The sequence below is a fragment of the Mycobacterium sp. 852014-50255_SCH5639931 genome (assembly GCF_001665605.1).
GTDB classification, from domain to species: domain Bacteria; phylum Actinomycetota; class Actinomycetes; order Mycobacteriales; family Mycobacteriaceae; genus Mycobacterium; species Mycobacterium paraffinicum.
On sequence record NZ_LZSV01000033.1, the window covers coordinates 99,239 to 118,284 of the forward strand.

Here is a 19,046-nt window from a genome sequence, read left to right on the forward strand (position 1 = left end):
AAACCTACGCGCCGGAGACGCCCGGATGCTAAGCCGCGGGCACCACGATCAGTTCGTGTGGCCGATTGTTGACGGCCAGGCCGCCGTCTTCGGTCACGACGACGATGTCCTCGATACGGGCACCCCATAGGCCCGGGAAGTAGATGCCCGGCTCGATGGAGAAGGCCATGCCCGCGGCCAGCGGCAGGTCGTTGCCCGCGACGATATAGGGCTCCTCGTGAACCGAGAGGCCGATGCCGTGACCGGTGCGGTGCACGAAATGCTCCGCCAGCCCGGCATCGGCCAGCACATCGCGGGCCGCCGCGTCGACCGCCTCGGCCATCACGCCGGGGCGGACCGCCTCGACGGCCGCGCGTTGCGCGCGCTGCAGCACCGAATAGCGCTGTGCCACCTCGGAATTCGGCTCGCCAATGCTGTAGGTGCGGGTCGAGTCGGAGTGATAGCCGGGCTCGTACGCCCCGCCGATGTCGACGACGACGATGTCACCGACTTGCAGTTCGCGGTCCGAGTAGCCGTGGTGCGGGTCGGCGCTGTGCGGTCCAGAGCCGACGATGATGAACGACACCTCTGAATGCCCTTCGGCGACAATCGCTTCCGCGATGTCGGCGGCCACGTTGGCCTCGGTGCGGCCAGGGATCAAAAACTCCGGCACCCGGGCATGCACGCGATCGATAGCCGCGCCTGCTTTGCGCAGCGCGTCTATTTCGCCTTCCTCCTTGACCATCCGCAGCGTGCGCATCACGTCGGTGGCCAGGACGGGCAGCACCCCGAGCACCCCGGCCACCGGCAGCAGGTGCAGGGCCGGCATGGAATCGGTGACGGCGGTTGCCGCGGGACCGCCGCCGAACGCCGCCCCGACCAATTGGTAAGGGTCGTCCCCGTCCACCCAATCTCGCACCGCCAGCCCCAGTTCCGCGATGGCCGACCCCTTGAGCGAGGCCAGCTCGAGCCGCGGGACTATCACCATCGGGTCGCCGGACGCCGGCAGAACCAGCGCGGTGAACCGCTCGAGCGTCTGGGCGCGCGACCCGACGAGGTAACGCAGGTCGTACCCAGGCGTGATAACCAGCCCGGACAACCCCGCGTCGGCGGTCGCCGCGGCCGCCACCGCCAGCCGGCGGGCATACACCCCGGCGCCGAACCGATGAGATTCCATGGCAGCCAGGCTAACCGGTTGGCGTCGGCGCTGGCAGGATAGCCAGCATGCCTGCGCCGCTATTGCTACTCGACGGGGCCAGCATGTGGTTCCGGTCGTATTTCGGGGTGCCGTCCTCGATCACCGCCCCAGACGGCCGGCCCGTCAACGCCGTGCGCGGGTTCATCGACTCGATGGCCGTGGTGATCAACCAACAACGCCCCAGCCGGCTGGTGGTCTGCCTGGACCTGGACTGGCGACCGCAGTTCCGGGTGGACCTCGTCCCCTCCTATAAGGCGCATCGCGTCGCGCAGCCAGAGCCCGCAGGCGAGCCAGACGTCGAGGAGGTCCCCGACGACCTGACACCGCAGATCGACATGATCATGGGCCTGTTGGACGCCTTCGGGATCCCGACCGCGGGCGCCGAAGGATTCGAGGCGGACGATGTGCTCGGCACGCTGGCTGCCCGAGAACGCCGTGACCCGGTGGTCGTGGTCAGTGGCGACCGCGACCTGCTGCAGGTGGTGTCGGACGATCCGGTTCCGGTCCGGGTGCTCTACCTGGGCCGCGGGCTGACCAAAGCCACCCTGTTCGGGCCGCCTGAGGTCGCTGAACACTACGGTGTGCCGGAGCATCGGGCGGGGCCGGCCTACGCCGAATTCGCGCTGATGCGCGGCGATCCGTCCGACGGCCTGCCGGGCGTCCCGGGCGTCGGTGAGAAGACGGCGGCGACCCTGCTGGCTCAGCATGGGTCGCTGGAACAAATCCTGGCGGCCGCCCACGATCCGAAATCGAAGATGGCCAAGGGATTGCGCTCGAAACTGCTGGGCGCGGCCGACTACATCGAGGCCGCAGGGCAGGTGGTGCGGGTGGCCACCGACGCGCCTGTCAGCCTGTCCACGCCGACCGACGCGCTACCGCTGGTGGCCGACGACCCGCAACGCACCGCGAAGCTGGCGACCAAACTGGGCGTCGGGTCCTCGATAGCCCGGTTGCAGAAAGCGCTCGACGCGCTGCCGACGTAACCGGCTACTGCGGGCGGCCGACCTCGTAGGTGCCCTTGTTGTCCTGGAAAGTCACCGTGACGTGCTTGGGGGCGCCGTCAATGCTGACGTCGCAGTCGAAGGTGGCACCCTTCTTGACGGTGGGGTTCTGGCCGTGGTTGCACTTGACGTTCTGGACGTTCTTGGCCCCATAGCCGTTGGTCTCGTCGGACAGGACCTGCTGCACACCGGTCTGCGCCTTATTGACGTCCAGCTTGGTGGTGACGAAGAACCCGGGCTGCCAGAAGCCGAGTATCAGCACGACCGCGATGAGCAGGAAGGCGATCACACCGCCCACGCCGGCGATCACGCCGACCGACCGCTTCTTGGCCGGCTGCTGGTCGTACGGCGGGTACTGCTGCGGGTATTGGCCCGGCTGACCGTATTGCCCGGGCTGACCGTACTGTCCCGGCTGCCCGTATTGCCCCGGCTGCTGGTACTGGCCCGGCTGGCCGTACTGCCCCGGCTGCCCGTACTGGCCGGGCTGCGCATATTGCCCGGGCTGCCCGTACTGCCCGGGCTGCTGATATCCGGGCTGCTGCGGGTATTGCTGCGGGTACGCCTGTTCGGCGGGCTGTTGGTACTGCGGGTAATCGGCGGGCGGCGTGTACGCCGGCGCCTGCCAGGTCGCCTCCTGGCCCGGCTGCTGCTGCCAGGGCGAACCGACCTGCGTCGGCTCGGAGGAGTGATCGCCACCCTGGCCGGGCGGTTGCCACTGCTGTTCCGGTCCCTGCGGTCCGCTCATCGTCTCTCCTCAGCCCCTTGTGTCTCGGCACGAATCATCGGCGTTGTGATTTCCGCATCTACGGTAGCTTCGGCTCAGCCTACCCGGCGTCAACAGCGACGACGCCGCGCCGAATGTCATTGATGGCGCGCTTGGCGGTGGCCCGCAGCTCGGGGTCCGGGGCGGCGTTGCGAACCTGGTCCAACAGATCGAGCACCTGGCGGCACCAGCGCACGAAATCCCCCGCCAGCAGCGGCGAGCCGGTGCCGACCGGGTCGACGGCCGCCAGCGCAGCGGCCAGGTCGCCGGTCTTGGCCCAGCGATAGATGACGTTGACGAAACCGTCGTCGGGCTCCCGACTGGGTGCGATCCGGTGCGTCTGCTCGTCGGTGCGCAGCGCATACGACAACCGGGACGTTTGCTGCAGCGCCTGCCGCACTTCCTGGGTCGGCGCCTCGGCGGCGAACGCCGCCCGCGGGCCCTCACCGCCCCTGGTCTCGTACAGCACCGTCGAGACCACCGCGGCCAGCTCGGCGGGCTTCAGATCGGCCCACGCGCCGGTGCGCAGGCATTCGGCGACCAGGAGGTCGCTCTCGCTGTAGATGCGGGCCAGCAGCCGGCCGTCGTCGGTGACGTGGGGATCGATGTCCGGGCCTTGAACGAAGCCACGCTCGGTGAGCAGGCCCACGATCCGATCGAACGTCCGCGCCAGCGAATTGGTCGCGGCGGCAACCTTTTTCTCCAGTTGGGCGTTGTCCCGTTCGATGCGCAGGTAGCGCTCGGCCAGCCGGACTTGGGATTCCAGGCCGGCGTTGTTGTGTGACGGGTGCCGACGAAGCTCCTCTCGCAAAGACGCCAGCTCGGGGTCGTGAAAGCCGTCGTGGTCGCCGCGGCCGCTGCGCCGCCTCGCCGGAACGGCCAATCCGGCGGCCGCCGACTGCAGCGCGGACGCCAGGTCACGACGGACGCGCGGTTGGCGGTGCTCGACCCTCTTGGGCAACGGCATCGAACCGACCGGGGCCGCCGCACCCGAGTAGTCGGCCGTCGAAATCCGGCCCGCCCAGCGGTTTTCGGTGAGCACCAATGGGCGCGGGTCGTCGCCGTCGCGGGCCGATTCCAACACCACCGCCAGCCCGCCGCGCCGGCCGTGGGTGATGTTGATGATGTCCCCGCGCCGCAGCGCGGCCAGCGCGTCACTGGCCGCCTGCCGGCGCTGCAGCCGCGACGCGCGGGACTGCGCGCGCTCCATCTCGGTGATGCGCGCACGCAGCCGGGCGTAGTCGAGGATCGGCGCCTGCGGCCCGCCCAGCTCGGCGGCGATCTCGCCGAGCATCGCGTTGCCGCGCTCGATACCTCGGACCAGGCCGACGACCGAGCGGTCGGCCTGATACTGGGCGAACGACTGCTCCAGCAGCCGATGGGCCTGCTCGGGACCCATCTGCTGCACCAGATTGATCGTCATGTTGTACGACGGGGCGAACGAGCTGCGCAGCGGGAACGTGCGGGTTGAAGCCAATCCCGCGACCGCGGACGGTTCGGTGGTTTCTTCGGCGGGATTCCAGAGCACCACCGCGTGGCCCTCGACGTCGATGCCGCGCCGCCCGGCGCGCCCGGTCAGCTGCGTGTACTCCCCCGGCGTCAGCGGCATGTGCTGCTCGCCGTTGAACTTCACCAGCCGTTCGAGCACCACCGTGCGGGCGGGCATGTTGATGCCGAGCGCCAAGGTCTCGGTGGCGAAGACCGCCTTGACCAGACCGGCCGTGAACAGCTCTTCGACGGTGTGCCGGAAGACCGGCAACATCCCGGCGTGGTGGGCCGCCAGACCGCGCATCAGCCCTTCGCGCCACTCGTAGTAGCCGAGCACCGCCAGGTCGGCGTCGGCAAGATCACCGCACCGGTGCTCGATCACCTCGGCGATCTGCGCGCGCTCCTCTTCGGTGGTCAGCCGGAGCGGCGAGCGCAGGCACTGCTGGACGGCGGCGTCGCAGCCGGCACGGGAGAACACGAACGTGATCGCCGGCAGCAGTCCCTCGGAGTCCAGGGTCGCGATCACGTCCGCCCGGCCGGGCGGCCGATAGAACCGCGGCCGGCCGGGCGCACCGCGTCCGCCGCGCCCCCGCCGCGGTTGCCAGTCCGACATCCGGTCCGCCTCGCGGCGGTGCGCGATGTGGCGCGCCAGGTCCGGGTTGACGCGCGCCTCGCTGACGGCCGTTGGTTGCTCGCCGGCTTCCGGGTTTCGGTAGTCGAACAGATCGAAAAGCCGCTTGCCCACCAAGACGTGTTGCCACAGCGGCACCGGCCGATGCTCGTCGACCACCACGGTCGTATCGCCCCGCACCGTCTGGATCCAGCCGCCGAATTCCTCGGCGTTGCTCACCGTCGCCGACAGGCTGACCACTCGCACCTCGTCGGGCAGGTGCAGGATCACTTCCTCCCATACCGGGCCGCGCATCCGGTCGGCCAGGAAATGCACCTCATCCATCACCACGTAGGAAAGCCCTTGCAGCGCAGGCGAATCGGCGTAGAGCATGTTGCGCAGCACCTCGGTGGTCATCACCACCACGGGAGCGTCGGCGTTCACCGACATGTCGCCGGTGAGCAGGCCGATCCGGTCGCGGCCGTAGCGCGCTGTCAGGTCGGTGTGCTTCTGATTGCTCAGCGCCTTGAGCGGCGTGGTGTAGAAGCACTTTCCGCCCGCGGCCAGCGCCAGATGCACGGCGAATTCGCCCACCACCGTCTTGCCGGCCCCGGTCGGCGCGCAAACGAGCACGCCGTGACCGCGCTCGAGCGCGGCGCACGCCCGTCGCTGAAAGCCGTCCAGCGCAAAGGGCAGTTCTTCGGTGAATCGGGTCAGCTCGACGAGCTCCGTCACGTCCTGTGGCACCGACGGATTAGGTGACATCGTCATGCTGGCCGGTGAACGACGGCTCCCAGACCGGGTCCTGTATCGGTGCGGGCGGCTCGATGACCGATGCCTCGTCGTCCGGGATCACCGCCTGGGCTTCGCGCTTGGCCTTTCGCCTGTCGTGCAGGCGGGCGATCTGGATGGCGAACTCGAGGAGCACAGAGAGCGCCACGCCGAGCGCGGTCATCGAGAACGGGTCGGACCCGGGCGTGAAGACCGCGGCGAACACGAACATCCCGAAGATCAGGCCGCGCCGCCAGGACTTGAGCCGCTCGTAGGGCAGCACGCCCGTCATGTTGAGCATGACGATCAGCAGCGGGAATTCGAAGCTGACGCCGAACACCACCAACAGGTTGATCAGGAACCCGAAGTACCGGTCCCCGGACAGCGCGGTCACCTGCACGTCGCTGCCCACCGTCAGCAAGAAGCCCAGCGCCTTGGACAGCACGAAGTAGGCCAGGATCGCGCCCGTGACGAACAGCAGCGCCGCGGGGATCACGAACCCGACCGCGAAGCGACGCTCCTTTTGGTACAGCCCCGGCGTGATGAACGCCCAGAGTTCGTAGAACCACACCGGGCAGGCCAGCACGACCCCGGCGGTCAGCCCGACCTTGAGCCGCAACATGAACTGGTCGAACGGCGCCGTGGCCAGCAGTCGGCACTGACCGTCGGCGCTGATGCTGGCGCGTGCCGATTGGGGCAGGGAGCAGTAGGGGTGGCGCAGCCACTCGCCGAGGCTTTCCAACCCGAAGATCGAGTGCGAATACCAGAAGAACCCGAAGATCGTGGTGATCAGGATGGCGGCCAGCGAGAGCAGCAACCGGGTGCGCAGCTCGGTCAGGTGATCGACGAGCGACATCGTCGCGTGGGGATTGGTTCGGCTGCGCCTGTTACGCGGATTGAGGCGCTTCAGCACGCCGGCAGTGCGCGCTGAAACCTTGAAAACTTTCACAACGCTCGTTCAGTAGCGTTCGGCCACCGCGACGATGACGGCGGGCTACGCCGGGCGTGCTTCGGAGTGCCCCTGCTCGGCCGCCGGAGCGTCAACTCGCTGCGACTGCACGGGAGTGGGGTTCGCCGCGGAGGGGGCGCTGTTGGTCGCGCTGTTGGTCTCCAAGGCCGGCGACTCCGCTTTGTTCTCGGTCTGCATTTCGCGCAGCTCAGACTTGAAGATGCGCATCGACTTGCCCAACGAACGTGCTGCATCGGGGAGCTTCTTGGCACCAAAAAGCAGGATCACCACCACAGCGAGGATCGCCCAGTGCCACGGACTAAGACTGCCCACTTTGATTACCTCCAGACGTCTACCCGATGCTACCGCAGTGCGACGGTCCACCGGGCCGCCCGCGCCGTCACGTCAACGGGTTAGCGCCTGATAGGACTCGCACGCCGCGGCCGCCGCATCCCGGACACGTCTCGCGAGTGACTCCGGTTCAAGCACCCGCACGTCCGACCCAAAGCCGAGCACCAGGCGCGTCATCCAGTCCTCGGAGGCGTAGGTCATCACCGCGTCGCAGGATCCGTCCGGCAACTCCCGCACCTCACGCATCGGGTAGTACTCGAACATCCACGACGCCGAAGGCGCGACCCGCAGTTTGGCCGACGGCAGTGACGGATCTCCGTCGAACAACGACGTGTCCGGCGGCGCCTGCAGCGCCAGTTCGGGTGGAGCCGCCGGCTCGTCCAACTCGGTGGCATCGACGATCCGGTCGAAGCGGAACAGCCGCACCCCGTCCGCTTCCCGTGACCAGGCCTCCAGGTAGCTGTGGCCGCCGATCAGCAGTACCCGGACGGGGTCGACGATCCGGCTGGTAAGGGTGTCATGCGACGCGGAGTAATAGTCGATGGCCAGCGCGTGTTTGTGCTGCACGGCCGTGCGGACTGCGGCCGCCGCGCGGCTTTCCGCAGGCGCTGGCTCGTCGACCGCTGCCACCGAGCCGGCGGCGTCGTGCCCGATGGCGCCGGCCGCCGCCTCGATCTTGGCGATCGCGCTGCGCGCCGCCTCCGGATCGACGACGCCCGGGATATCGGCGAGTGCGCGCAGCGCCACCAACAGACCGGTGGCCTCCGGCGAGGTGAGCTTGAGCGGCCGGTCGATGCCCGCGGAGAACGTCACCTCGATGGTGTCGCCGGAGAACTGGAAGTCGATCAGGTCACCCGGGTAGTAGCCGGGCAGGCCGCACATCCACAGCTGGTTGAGGTCCTCTTCCAGTTGCTTGGCGGATACCCCCAGGTCGGCGGCCGCCTTGGCCCGGGTGACCCGCGGGTTGGCCTGGAAATACGGCACCATATTGAGCAGCCGGATCAATCGGGTGGATATGGGAGTCATGGGCGGTTCGCCTCCTCCACGTGGGCGCGCAGCCGCGCCAGCACGTCGTCGCGCAGTGACTGTGGCTCGAGCACGACGGCGTCGGCCCCATAGCCGGCGATGTCGCGCGCCAACCGGTCGCTGGATCCGATGTCGATCTCGACCACGTCGCCGTCGCGGCCGCCCAGTTGCCGCGTGCCGGTGGACCTCCCGGCGCGCCGCAGCGCGGTGGCCCGCCCGTCGGCGACCCACACCCGCGCCTGCCCCCCGGTCGGGATCTCGGCCACGGTACGGGCGACGATCTGGCGCAGGTCCACGTCCTCGGGCACAACGACTGCACCGGGCGGCCCGATCGGCCTGACCTCGGCGCCGATCCGCGACAGCCGAAAGGTGCGAGTGGCGTCGCGGTCACGGTCGTGGCCCACCAGATACCAGCGACCCTTCTGGGTCACGACGCCCCACGGTTCCACGGTGCGCATGCTGTACGGCTCGGCCCGCGACGGCCGGTGCGGGAACTGCACCGCCTGCCGGGAATCGATGGCCGACAACAGGACTCCGAGAACCTCCTCCGACCCGCGCAGCCCGGGCACGCCGGCCGGGGAAGCGATGGCCACCGGGGCGTCCGGGTCCACGTCCACCCCTGCGGCACGCAGCTTGAGCAACGCGCCTTGGGTGGCGGTGATCAGTTCGGGCGACTCCCACAATTGCGTCGCGACGGCAACCGCGGCCGCCTCGTCCGAAGTCAGCTCGACTGCCGGCAGCGAGTAGGCGTCGCGGTTGATGCGGTAGCCCTCGGTGGGGTCCTGGGCCGACGCCCTGCCGACCTCCAGCGGTATGCCCAGATCGCGCAGCTCGTTCTTGTCGCGCTCGAACATGCGGGAGAACGCCTCGGCGCTGGGACTGTCCGCGTACCCGGCCACGCTGGACCTGATCTTCTCCGCGCTGATGTAGCCGCGGGTGGACAGCAGGGCGATGACGAGATTGACCAACCGCTCGACTTTCGAGGTCGCCATTCGCACCAGGTTATAGCTGGCGCGCGCGCCGCGCCTGCACCGGCTGGCGAGTCGCAGCATTAACAATCGCCACATCAGTCACGAGCTGGCGGGCACCCCAGCCCTTGAGGATTTGATAGCGCCGGCGCTATCACGTTTCCGGCGCGAGCATGGGCAGCCACGGCGGGGCTCGTGTGACCGGTGCGACCAATGGTGAGCGGTCGAGCTACATGCTGGCGATCAGCCGCTTGACCCGCTCGTCGACCGCCCGGAAGGGGTCCTTGCATAGCACGGTGCGTTGGGCCTGGTCGTTGAGCTTGAGGTGCACCCAGTCGACGGTGAAGTCGCGGCCCGCGGCCTGGGCGGCGCTGATGAACTCGCCACGCAACCGGGCGCGGGTGGTCTGGGGCGGATGGTCGACCGCCTCCGTGATCTCCTCGTCGGTGGTCACGCGCGCCGCAAGGCCCTTGCGCTGCAGCAGGTCGAACACGCCGCGCCCCCGCTTGATGTCGTGATAGGCCAGGTCCAGCTGGGCGATCTTGGGGTCGGACAGCTCCATGTTGTAGCGGTCCTGGTAGCGCTGGAACAGCTTGCGCTTGATCACCCAGTCGATTTCGGTGTCGACCTTGGCGAAGTCCTGGCTCTCGACCGCGTCGAGCTGACGCCCCCACAGGTCCACCACCTGCTCGATTTGGGCGTTGGGCTCACGGGTCTGCAGGTGTTCGACGGCGCGGGTGTAGTACTCGCGCTGGATGTCCAGCGCGCTGGCCTGACGCCCGCCGGCCAGCCGCACCGGCCGCCGGCCGGTGACATCGTGGCTGACCTCCCGGATGGCACGGATAGGGTTGTCCAGCGAGAAGTCGCGGAAGGGAACGCCGGCCTCGATCATTTCCAGCACCAGCGCCGCGGTGCCCACCTTGAGCATGGTGGTGGTCTCGCACATGTTGGAGTCGCCGACGATCACGTGCAACCGCCGGTACTTCTCGGCGTCGGCGTGCGGCTCGTCGCGGGTATTGATGATCGGCCGGCTGCGGGTGGTGGCCGAGGAGACACCCTCCCAGATGTGCTCGGCACGTTGGGAAAGGCAGAACGTCGCCGCCTTGGGGGTTTGCAGCACCTTGCCGGCCCCGCAGATCAGCTGTCGGGTGACCAGGAACGGCAGCAACACATCGGAGATCCGGGAGAACTCGCCGGCCCGCACGATCAGGTAGTTCTCGTGGCAGCCGTAGGAGTTGCCCGCCGAATCGGTGTTGTTCTTGAACAGGTAGATGTCCCCGCCGATGCCCTCGTCGGCGAGCCGCTGTTCGGCGTCGATGAGCAGGTCTTCCAGCACCCATTCGCCGGCCCGGTCGTGGGTGACCAGCTGCACCAGGCTGTCGCACTCGGCCGTCGCGTACTCGGGGTGGCTGCCCACGTCGAGATACAGCCGGGCACCGTTGCGGAGGAAGACGTTGGAGCTGCGCCCCCAAGACACGACGCGGCGGAAGAGATAACGGGCGACCTCGTCCGGGGAAAGCCGGCGATGGCCGTGGAAGGTGCAGGTGACACCGAACTCGGTCTCGATGCCCATAATTCGTCGCTGCACGTAATCGAGGGTACTGGTTGTCTGACCGGGAGGGCACGGAAGCCGCGCCTACGGGCCCCGACGAGTTTCGCGCGGCCCGCTAGCGCCTCCCGCGACGGCTCACCAGCACCCTGGGCACCAGCTGTCCCAGAACCGCGCCCGTGCGCTCGGTGTTCTGCCGATAGCGAACACGCGCGGACACGCCCGATTCAGCCCGCGGAGTCGCCGTTGGAATCCGGTGCTTCGCCGTTGGTTTCCGGCTGCTTCGAATCCCCCTCTTGCAGCAGGCTTTCCAGGGCGGCCCGGTTGATCCGCCGGAACGCTCGCCGCGGCCGGGAGACGTCCAGGATGGCAACCTCCAGGCTGCCCACATCCGGAGACGGATCCCCGTTGGAACCGTCCGCACTGCCGGCCCGCAACGCCTTCACGGCGATCTGCGTCGCGTCGCGCAGGTCGGCGTTCTCGGCGTAGGACTCCTTGAGCGCAGTGGTGATCGGCTCCGTCGTACCGCCCATCACCACGAAATGCGGTTCGTCGGCGATCGACCCGTCGTAGGTGATGCGGTACAACTCAGGCGGTTTCGTCTCGCCGTAGTGCGCCACCTCGGCGACGCACAACTCCACCTCGTACGGCTTGGCCTGTTCGGTGAAGATGGTGCCCAAGGTCTGGGCGTAAACGTTGGCCAGCTGGCGCCCGGTGACGTCGCGGCGGTCGTAGGCGTAGCCCCGGGTGTCGGCGAACTGGATTCCACCGCGCCGCAGATTGTCGAACTCGTTGAACTTGCCCGCGGCCGCGAAGCCCACGCGATCGTAGAGTTCGCTGATCTTCTGCAGGGACCGCGACGGGTTCTCCGCCACGAACAGCACACCACCGGCGTAGACCAGCGCGACCACGCTCTTGCCGCGCGCGATGCCTTTGCGTGCGAGCTCGCTGCGCTCGCGCATCGCCTGCTCGGGCGATATGAAATAGGGAAAGCTCACTTCTCACCGCCATCGGGGCCGAAAGTATCTGCGCGCGAGCGGCTTTCGATGACTTCGCGGGCCAGCTCGGCGATCCGCCGCTCGGGCACCTCGGCCGCCCCTTCGGCACCGATGGTGACCGCCGTCGGGTAGATACCGCGCACCAAGTCGGGTCCGCCGGTGGCGGAATCGTCATCGGCGGCGTCGTACAGTGCCTCGACGGCCACCCGCACCGCGGAATCGGCATCGACGACCCTCGAGTACAACTTCTTGATGGACGACTTGGCGAAGATCGACCCCGACCCAACCGACTGATAGCCCTCTTCTTCGACGTTCCAGCCGCCGGCGGCGTCGAACGAGACGATCCGGCCGGCGCCCTCAGCGTCGGCCGCGTGGATGTCGTAACCCGCCAGCAGCGGCAGGGCCACCAGGCCCTGCATCGCGGCGGCCAGGTTGCCGCGCACCATGATCGCGAGCCGGTTCACCTTGCCGGCGAACGTCAGCGGCACGCCTTCGAGCTTCTCGTAGTGCTCGAGTTCCACCGCGTAGAGGCGCGCGAACTCGACGGCGATGGCCGCGGTGCCCGCGATGCCCGTGGCGGTGTAGTCGTCGGTGATGTACACCTTCTTCACGTCACGCCCGGCGATCATGTTGCCCTGGGTCGAGCGACGGTCGCCGGCGATGACAACGCCACCGGGATATTTCAGGGCCACGATGGTGGTGCCGTGCGGCAGCTGCGAGCCGGCCCCGCCGGCTTGCGCGCCACCGAGACTCGCCGGCAACAGCTCCGGCGCTTGACGGCGCAGAAAGTCAGCAAACGACGACAGGTCTACGGCGGGATTTGCCGGGAGTGGGGAGTTGGTGAACAGGCGGTCAGAGAAGGGCCAGGTCACTGTCCGCCCTTTTGGACGTATGCCCGGACGAAGTCTTCAGCGTTCTCTTCGAGGACGTCATCGATCTCGTCGAGCAGATCGTCGGTGTCCTCGGCTAGCTTCTCGCGGCGTTCCTGGCCCGCGGCCGTGCTGTCGGCGAAATCGTCGTCGTCGCCACCACCACCGCCACGCTTGGTCTGCTCCTGAGCCATCGCCGGCCTCCTGCTTCATCTGAACTTGTTCAGCGGCTTGCTTGGTTCCAAAGCCACACTGCCCCGCTGGTATCTCTACCCTACCGGTCAACCCCGACGTTCCCCGGTTTAACCGGCTTAGCTGGTGAGTTGTTCCACCAGTTCGGCGGCGCTATCCACCGAGTCCAGCAGTGCTCCGACGTGCGCCTTACTGCCGCGCAGCGGCTCCAGTGTCGGAATCCGCACCAGCGAGTCGCCACCCAGGTCAAAGATCACCGAGTCCCAACTGGCCGCGGCGATGTCGGCGCCGAACCTGCGCAGGCATTCACCGCGGAAGTACGCGCGCGTGTCGGTCGGCGGGTTGTCCACGGCCTCCAGCACCTGGTGTTCGGTGACCAGACGCTTCATCGAGCCACGCGCGACGAGCCGGTTGTACAGGCCCTTGTCCAGCCGGACGTCGGAATACTGCAGGTCGACCAGGTGCAGCCGCGGCGCCGACCAGCTGAGATTCTCCCGCTGCCGGAAACCCTCGAGCAGGCGCAGCTTGGCCGGCCAGTCGAGCACCTCGGCGCATTCCATCGGGTCCCGCTCGAGTTGATCGAGCACCTCCGCCCAGGTCTCCACGATGTCGGCGGCGCGAGGGTCGGGGTCGCGGCTGTCGACCAGCTTCGCCACGCGGTCCAGGTAAATCCGTTGCAACGCAAGGGCCGTCAATTCGCGACCGTCGGCCAGCGCCACGACGGCCCGCAGGGACGGATCGCGGCTGATCGCGTGGACCGCATGCACCGGCCGGGCCAGCACCAAGTCGCTCAGATCGATCCCGTGCTCCGGGCCGACTTCGATCAGGTCCAGCACCAGCGCCGTGGTGCCCAGCTTCAGATAGGTCGACGTCTCGGCCAGGTTGGCGTCGCCGATGATGACGTGCAACCGGCGGTACCGGTCGGCGTCGGCGTGCGGTTCGTCGCGGGTGTTGATGATGCCGCGCTTGAGGGTGGTTTCGAGGCCGACCTCGACCTCGATGTAATCGGAGCGCTGCGACAGCTGGAACCCGGGCTCGTCCCCGGACGGCCCGATGCCGACCCGGCCGGAGCCGGTCACCACCTGCCGGGACACCAGAAAAGGGGTCAACCCGGCGATGATCGACGAAAACGGCGTCTGCCGCGACATCAGGTAGTTTTCGTGCGCGCCGTAGGAGGCGCCTTTGCCGTCCACATTGTTCTTATAGAGCTGCAGCTTGGCGGCCCCGGGCACGCTGGCGACGTGCCGGGCGGCGGCCTCCATCACCCGCTCGCCGGCCTTGTCCCAGATCACCGCGTCGAGCGCGTCGGTGCACTCGGGCGCCGAGTATTCGGGGTGGGCGTGGTCGACGTAGAGCCGCGCCCCATTGGTCAGGATCATGTTGGCAGCGCCGACCTCGTCGGCGTCGACCACCGGCGGCGGTCCGGCCGAGCGGCTCAGGTCGAAACCACGGGCGTCGCGCAGTGGCGATTCCACCTCGTAGTCCCATCGGGTGCGCTTGGCGCGTTGAATGCCGGCGGCGGCCGCATAGGCCAACACCGCTTGGGTCGAGGTGAGGATCGGGTTGGCGGTCGGGTCGGACGGCGACGAAATTCCGTACTCGACCTCCGTCCCGATAATCCGTTGCATGCGTTCAGCGTAGGCCGGGCGACTATCCGTCCTCGCGCAGGGGGAAAACGCCCGGCACGAGGTTGCCGCGCCACTAGGGTGACCGGATGTGGACCCAACTCTGCGCCGCACGCCGGACCGCAGGCAGGCGGCCGCGGCTGAACAGTGGTTCTTAAAGCGTGGGTTGCCGTCGGTGCTGACCCGGCGCGGCCGGTGGCGGCGGCTGTGGCCGCGATGCGCTCCCGTGCTGGCGGCCTGGGCGGCGGTGGAGGTCTGCCTGCTGGGCGTCTATTTCGTCAGCGACGGCAACGAGGTCTTCATCAGCGGAACGCCGACGACTCACCAGTGGGTGATTCTGGCGCTGCTCGCGCTCGCTCTCCCGCTGGCCGTGCTGGCCGGTTGGCTGGTGTCGCGGACGTCGAGCGGGCGCAACCGCGCGACCGTGGCGACCGTGGCACTGGGCCTCGCGGTCGCGTGCGGTGTCATCGAATCCGGCCCCATGCAGTTGACCCGGCACGCCGTCATCCTGGTCCTGGTGTTGGTGCTGACCGGCAGCGGCGTCGGGTCGGTGTTCGCCTGGGCGGTGCGCATGACGATGGAGCACCTGTCCACGGTCGGCACGCTGGCGGTCCGTGCCCTGCCCATCGTGCTGCTGACCGCGTTGGTGTTCTTCAACACGTACGTCTGGCTGATGGCGGCGAACATCAATGGCGAAAGACTTTCGCTGGCAATCGTTTTCCTGCTCGGCATTGCAGGGACCTTCGTCGTGTCCAAGACCGTGGAACGGGTGCGGCCCCTGTTGGAGTCGATGGCATCGCTGCCCCAAGGCAGCGAGAACCTTGCCGGCACGCCGTTTGCGACGATGCATGAGAACGCGGCCGGCTCCCCGCTGAAACGCGCAGAGCGCCTCAACGTGGTGTTCCTGCTGGCGACCTCACAACTCATCGAGATCCTGGTGGTGGCCGCCGTCGGCGCGACGATGTATCTGGTCCTAGGCCTGATCATTTTGACGCCACCGCTGCTCAAGGAATGGGCGCACAACACCGCCACCACCTCGACGGTATTCGGCTTCACGTTCCCGGCACCAGATTCGCTGATCCACATGTGCCTGTTCCTGGGCGCGCTGACGTTCATGTACATCAGCGCCCGCGCGGTCGACGACGCCGAGTACCGGGGAATGTTCCTCGACCCGCTGATCGACGATCTGCACACTGCCCTGGCGGCCCGCAACCGCTACCGCGGCGCCGTCGCGTCGTCCGCGCTTGCTGTTGACGGCACCGACGGTAGTGACTAACTTCACCGTGTGTCCGCCCCCGAATCCGACCACGTCGGTAAACACGCGCTCGACCTGGCCGGAAAACGCTACGGCGAAGTGCTGCTGGTAACCGCCGGCGAGGCCGGCCCGCAGGCAACGGTCTACAACAGCTTTCCGCTCAACGACTGCCCCGCCGAACTGTGGTCCGCGCTCGACCCGCACGCCATCGCCGCCGAAAACGGCGTGGCCGCAGCGCTGCTCAACGGTCCGCGGTACTGGCTGATGAACGCCATCGAGAAAGAAGCCCAAGGTCCCCAGGTAACCAAGACCTTCGGCGGCATCGAGATGATCCAGCAGGCAACGGTCCTGTTGTCCTCGATGAATCCCGCGCCCTATATCCCGAACAAGGTCAATCGCCACACGGTCTTCGTCTTCAACGCCGGACAACAGATCTACGAACTCACCGACCCCCAGGGACAGCACTGGGTGATGCAGACCTTGAGCCAGGTCGCCGACCCCAACCTGTCGCAAGCCGATCTGCCGCGACTCGCCGACCGGCTCGACCTGCCGTCGGGGTGGACCTACCAGCCGCGTGTTCTCACCGACGAGCTGCGCGTGGACACCCGCACCCGGGCGGCCCAAGTGCTGCAGGACAATCTGACCAACAGCTATTCGCTGGTGACCGACTGACGCGGAACCGCGCCGCGCCGGCTTGTCGCCCCTACAGGTATTGGCCGAGGTTGGATTCGGTGTCGATGGCCCGCGACGCGCTCGAGCTCTTGCCGGTGACCAGCGTGCGGATGTAGACGATCCGCTCGCCCTTCTTGCCCGAAATCCGTGCCCAGTCATCGGGATTGGTGGTGTTGGGCAGGTCCTCGTTCTCGGCGAACTCGTCGACGATCGAGTCGAGCAGATGCTGGATGCGCAGACCCGGTTGCCCGGTCTCCAGCACCGACTTGATCGCGTTCTTCTTCGCCCGGTCGACGACGTTCTGGATCATGGCTCCGGAGTTGAAGTCCTTGAAGTACATGACTTCCTTGTCACCGTTGGCGTAGGTGACCTCCAGGAACCGGTTGTCGTCGATCTCGGCGTACATCCGCTCGACGACCTTTTCGATCATCGCCCGGATGCAGGCCGAACGGTCGCCCCCGAACTCGGCGAGATCGTCGGCATGCACCGGCAGGGTCTCGACCAGGTACTTCGAGAAGATGTCTTGTGCCGCTTCGGCATCGGGCCGCTCGATCTTGATCTTGACGTCCAGGCGGCCGGGCCGCAGGATCGCGGGGTCGATCATGTCCTCACGGTTGGAGGCGCCGATCACGATGACGTTCTCCAGCCCCTCCACCCCGTCGATCTCACTCAGCAGCTGCGGAACCACTGTGGTCTCGACATCGGAGGAGACGCCGGTGCCGCGGGTGCGGAAGATCGAGTCCATCTCGTCGAAGAACACGATCACCGGTGTTCCCTCGGACGCCTTCTCGCGGGCCCGCTGGAAGATCAGCCGGATGTGCCGCTCGGTCTCGCCGACGAACTTGTTCAGCAGCTCCGGGCCCTTGATGTTGAGGAAGTAGGACTTCGCCTCGCGCGCGTCGTCCCCACGCACCTCGGCCATCTTCTTGGCCAGCGAGTTCGCGACCGCCTTAGCGATCAACGTCTTCCCACACCCAGGCGGGCCGTACAGCAACACACCCTTGGGCGGGCGCAGCGCGTACTCCCGGTACAGCTCCTTGTGCAGGAAGGGCAGCTCCACGGCGTCGCGGATCTGCTCGATCTGGCGAGTCAAGCCACCGATGTCCTGGTAGCTGACGTCGGGCACCTCTTCCAGCACCAGGTCTTCGACCTCGGCCTTGGGGATGCGCTCGAACGCGTAGCCCGCCTTGGTGTCGACCAGCAACGAGTCGCCCGGCCGCAGCTTGCGCGGCCTGGTGTCGTCGTTGAGCGCGTCGGGGTGCCCCTCCGGCAGGTCCTCGGCCACCAGCGGCTCCGCCAGCCACACGATGCGCTCTTCGTCGGCGTGACCGACGACCAACGCGCGGTGCCCGTCGGCCAGCAGCTCTCGCAACGTGGAGATCTCGCCGACCGATTCGTAGGTGCCGGCCTCGACGACGGTCAGCGCCTCGTTGAGGCGAACCGTCTGGCCCTTCCGCAGCGACGCGACCTCGATGTTCGGCGAGCAGGTCAGGCGCATCTTGCGGCCAGAGGTGAACACATCGACGGTTTCGTCCTCGTGCGCGCCCAGCAATACGCCATAACCACTCGGCGGCTGCCCGAGTCGATCGACTTCCTCCCGCAACGCCAGTAGTTGCTGGCGCGCCTCTTTGAGCGTCTCCATCAACTTCGAGTTGCGGGCCGCAAGCGAGTCGATACGGGCTTCGAGTTGATGCACATCGCGCGCGGAGCGGGCGCCAGTTTGCCCGGCCGCATGCTCGAGTTGCTCGCGCAGCAGCGCTGCCTCGCGGCGTAATTCTTCCAATTCGGCAGCATCGCCGGGGGACATGCCTGACTCGCTGGGGGTACCGAATGCTTCAGAACGCTCTGAGCCACCCATGTTGCGCTCCTTTCCCACACCGAATTGGCGCGGTGAATACTTCAAAGCTACCGGCGATTGACCAATGATGTGCGGAGTCAAATACCCACGAAAAGTTAAGATTTTCGTCTCGCTGGTAATCTCGGCCACTAATCTCGCTGATCGAAAGGGCCGCCGTGACCGCAAAAAGCCTCGCCACCGGCCTAGTCGGCTCAGCCGACGCCGGGATGGTGAGCGCGGGTGTGAGTTCAGTTGCACCCGTTGGCCCGACCGCACGGCGGGTGCCCGTTTCGCACAGCGCCCCGACCCCGCAGCCGTCCTGATCGACTGGATGCACCGACACCTGTCCGCAACCTTGAGCGCCGCCACCATCCTGGCGGCGGTCGGTTTCTCGGGATGTTCGTCGCATCAGCAACCCCGAATCGCCTCCTCCATGCCCGCTGCGGCCCCAGCCACGTCGAGCACGGTCGCTAGTTTTCCGACTACCCCGCTGCCGACGCCTGAAGCCCTTACCGACATCTTGACCCGGCTCGTCGACCCGAACGTACCCGGTATCAACAAGGTGAGTCTGGTCGAAGGCGCGACCCCGGAGAGCGCGGACACTCTGGGCAAGTTTTCCAACGCCTTGCGCGACAACGGCTACCTGCCCATGAACTTCGTCGCGCACGACATCGCCTGGTCGGACAAGACCCCCGCCGACGTCGTGGCGACCATCGACGTCAACACCGCCCAGCGGGCAAACGCCAGCTTCCACTTCCCCATGGAATTCACGCCCTTTCAAGGGGGTTGGCAGTTGTCCCGGCGAACCGGCGAAATGCTGTTGGCGATGGGCAAGTCGCCGGCGGTGACCCCGCCCCCCAACCCGGCACCGGCTCCGCCTCCCGAGCCGGCCCCCGCACCGGCTCCGGCAGCACCGGCTCCGCCTCCCGTGCCGGCTCCGAGACC

The 19,046-nt window shown here is 67.5% G+C and carries 17 protein-coding genes; 4 read left to right on the forward strand and 13 right to left on the reverse strand.

Annotated features, from left to right (window positions below; genetic code table 11):
- Positions 1 to 28: 28 nt before the first annotated feature.
- Entirely contained in the window at positions 29 to 1,156 is a 1,128-nt protein-coding gene (locus tag A5758_RS19480) for a Xaa-Pro peptidase family protein (protein ID WP_067743310.1), read from the reverse strand.
- 47 nt (positions 1,157 to 1,203) lie between these two features.
- On the opposite strand from A5758_RS19480, the gene A5758_RS19485 reads away from it, so the two are divergent.
- The gene (locus A5758_RS19485) at positions 1,204 to 2,160 is read left to right on the forward strand and encodes a 5'-3' exonuclease (protein WP_067743314.1); all 957 of its coding nucleotides are present in this window, start codon (positions 1,204 to 1,206) and stop codon (positions 2,158 to 2,160) included.
- A 4-nt stretch (positions 2,161 to 2,164) separates the two neighbouring features.
- Here the strand turns inward: A5758_RS19485 and A5758_RS19490 are convergent, their stop codons facing one another.
- From A5758_RS19490 to dop, 11 genes are all read right to left on the reverse strand, one after another.
- Positions 2,165 to 2,923: a DUF4333 domain-containing protein gene (locus A5758_RS19490; RefSeq protein ID WP_067206879.1), complete on the reverse strand. Its 759-nt coding sequence runs from the start codon at positions 2,921 to 2,923 to the stop codon at positions 2,165 to 2,167.
- 79 nt (positions 2,924 to 3,002) lie between these two features.
- Positions 3,003 to 5,774 (reverse strand): RNA helicase, encoded by a 2,772-nt coding sequence (locus tag A5758_RS19495; protein ID WP_067743317.1) that lies wholly within the window; start codon positions 5,772 to 5,774, stop codon positions 3,003 to 3,005.
- A 19-nt stretch (positions 5,775 to 5,793) separates the two neighbouring features.
- The gene (gene tatC / locus A5758_RS19500; RefSeq protein WP_156622713.1) at positions 5,794 to 6,759 is read right to left on the reverse strand and encodes a twin-arginine translocase subunit TatC; all 966 of its coding nucleotides are present in this window, start codon (positions 6,757 to 6,759) and stop codon (positions 5,794 to 5,796) included.
- A gap of 45 nt (positions 6,760 to 6,804) precedes the next feature.
- Positions 6,805 to 7,092 carry a Sec-independent protein translocase subunit TatA gene (gene tatA / locus A5758_RS19505; RefSeq protein ID WP_067206871.1) on the reverse strand — a complete coding sequence of 96 codons (288 nt, stop codon included), beginning with the start codon at positions 7,090 to 7,092 and terminating at the stop codon, positions 6,805 to 6,807.
- A 72-nt stretch (positions 7,093 to 7,164) separates the two neighbouring features.
- Entirely contained in the window at positions 7,165 to 8,136 is a 972-nt protein-coding gene (locus tag A5758_RS19510; protein WP_067206868.1) for a YafY family protein, read from the reverse strand.
- On the reverse strand, positions 8,133 to 9,128 hold the full coding sequence (locus A5758_RS19515) for a YafY family protein (protein WP_067743357.1): 996 nt from the start codon (positions 9,126 to 9,128) through the stop codon (positions 8,133 to 8,135). Before A5758_RS19515 ends, A5758_RS19510 begins: the two co-directional genes overlap by 4 nt.
- Before the next feature lie 205 nt (positions 9,129 to 9,333).
- A complete protein-coding gene (gene pafA, locus A5758_RS19520; protein ID WP_156622714.1) occupies positions 9,334 to 10,692 on the reverse strand; it encodes a Pup--protein ligase in 1,359 nt (452 codons plus the stop codon).
- A gap of 188 nt (positions 10,693 to 10,880) precedes the next feature.
- Complete coding sequence (prcA, locus tag A5758_RS19525) at positions 10,881 to 11,651, reverse strand: proteasome subunit alpha (protein WP_067743319.1); 771 nt, start codon at positions 11,649 to 11,651, stop codon at positions 10,881 to 10,883.
- A complete protein-coding gene (gene prcB / locus A5758_RS19530; RefSeq protein ID WP_067206858.1) occupies positions 11,648 to 12,523 on the reverse strand; it encodes a proteasome subunit beta in 876 nt (291 codons plus the stop codon). The genes prcA and prcB overlap by 4 nt, the downstream gene beginning before the upstream one ends.
- Positions 12,520 to 12,714, reverse strand: coding sequence for a ubiquitin-like protein Pup (locus A5758_RS19535; protein WP_007170369.1), 195 nt, complete (start codon positions 12,712 to 12,714; stop codon positions 12,520 to 12,522). The genes prcB and A5758_RS19535 overlap by 4 nt, the downstream gene beginning before the upstream one ends.
- 117 nt (positions 12,715 to 12,831) lie before the next feature.
- Positions 12,832 to 14,340 (reverse strand): pup deamidase/depupylase, encoded by a 1,509-nt coding sequence (gene dop / locus A5758_RS19540; RefSeq protein ID WP_067206855.1) that lies wholly within the window; start codon positions 14,338 to 14,340, stop codon positions 12,832 to 12,834.
- A gap of 88 nt (positions 14,341 to 14,428) precedes the next feature.
- On the opposite strand from dop, the gene A5758_RS19545 reads away from it, so the two are divergent.
- Together A5758_RS19545 and A5758_RS19550 are read left to right on the forward strand one after the other, a co-directional pair.
- Positions 14,429 to 15,613, forward strand: coding sequence for a hypothetical protein (locus tag A5758_RS19545; protein ID WP_067743322.1), 1,185 nt, complete (start codon positions 14,429 to 14,431; stop codon positions 15,611 to 15,613).
- Between the two features lie 9 nt (positions 15,614 to 15,622).
- The gene (locus A5758_RS19550; RefSeq protein ID WP_067743324.1) at positions 15,623 to 16,264 is read left to right on the forward strand and encodes a hypothetical protein; all 642 of its coding nucleotides are present in this window, start codon (positions 15,623 to 15,625) and stop codon (positions 16,262 to 16,264) included.
- A 31-nt stretch (positions 16,265 to 16,295) separates the two neighbouring features.
- Here the strand turns inward: A5758_RS19550 and arc are convergent, their stop codons facing one another.
- Positions 16,296 to 18,122 (reverse strand): proteasome ATPase, encoded by a 1,827-nt coding sequence (gene arc / locus A5758_RS19555; protein WP_067207187.1) that lies wholly within the window; start codon positions 18,120 to 18,122, stop codon positions 16,296 to 16,298.
- 310 nt (positions 18,123 to 18,432) lie between these two features.
- Here arc and A5758_RS19560 point away from each other — a divergent pair.
- Positions 18,433 to 19,046 (forward strand): hypothetical protein (locus A5758_RS19560; protein ID WP_067743327.1); only part of this gene is annotated, 614 nt, incomplete at its 3' end.